This is a genomic window from Bradyrhizobium sp. 31Argb (genome assembly GCF_043638955.1).
GTDB lineage: Bacteria > Pseudomonadota > Alphaproteobacteria > Rhizobiales > Xanthobacteraceae > Bradyrhizobium.
In genome coordinates this window covers 1-738 of sequence record NZ_JBEGDB010000665.1, presented here as the reverse complement: position 1 = coordinate 738, position 738 = coordinate 1, and the positions used below count along the sequence as shown (strand labels likewise).

2 protein-coding genes are annotated in these 738 nt (G+C 65.3%); both read left to right on the top strand.

Annotated elements, in window-relative coordinates:
- A partial coding sequence (locus AAFX91_RS42170) for a putative porin (protein WP_394570408.1) occupies positions 1-113 on the top strand: 113 nt, incomplete at its 5' end.
- Positions 114-115: 2 nt separating this feature from the next.
- Positions 116-715, top strand: a complete 600-nt coding sequence (locus tag AAFX91_RS42165) for a hypothetical protein (protein ID WP_282532789.1) — start codon at positions 116-118, stop codon at positions 713-715.
- The last annotated feature ends 23 nt before the right edge of the window (positions 716-738 follow it).

Sequence of the window (738 nt, the reverse complement as noted above, 5' to 3'; positions counted from 1 at the left end):
TCGGCCTCAGCGAGAATGTATGGGCGTCGATGCGCTGGCTGAGCGCCAACAACATCGCCGGCTCGCCCTATGCCGTCGACGTCCTGCTGGTCGATCTCAACGCAAAGTTCTGATCATGAAGATACGCATCCTCACCTTCCTCACGGCGGCCGTCGCGGTGTGTTCGCACGTCGAGTTCGCCCACGCCGATGCCGAGACCGATCGGCTGCGCGAAGCCCTGCGCAGCGCCACCTTGCAGACCCGGCAACTGGAGGACCAGCGCACGGCGCTGCAGGCCAAGCTGGCGGACGCCGAGCGGGACAAGGCCGCGGCCAAAGCCCAGGTCGACGCCGCCAAGAAGCAGGTCCGCGAGACCGAGAAGCAGCACCGCGAGGCCGTCGACGAGTTCAACAAGCGCCTTGCCGAGCGCGACGAGACGCTGGAGAAATGGAAGTCGGCCTATGAAGAGGCGGCCAACGTCGCCCGCGACAAGGACGCCGCGCGGGCCAAGTTCGAGGGCGAGGCCAGCGCCTACAAGGCCTCGACCAAAGGCTGCGTCGCCAAGAACGACCAGATGCTGAAGGCCGGCCGCGAGCTGCTGAAGCAGTACAAGAGCGTCACGATCGGGGACACGATCGTCGCGCATGAGCCGATGCTGGGGCTGCGTCGGGTGGAAATCCAGAACAACATCCAGGACAGCGGCGACAAGATCCTCGACCAGAAGGCAGTACCATGACACGTTCTCCTCTCCGCGGCGCA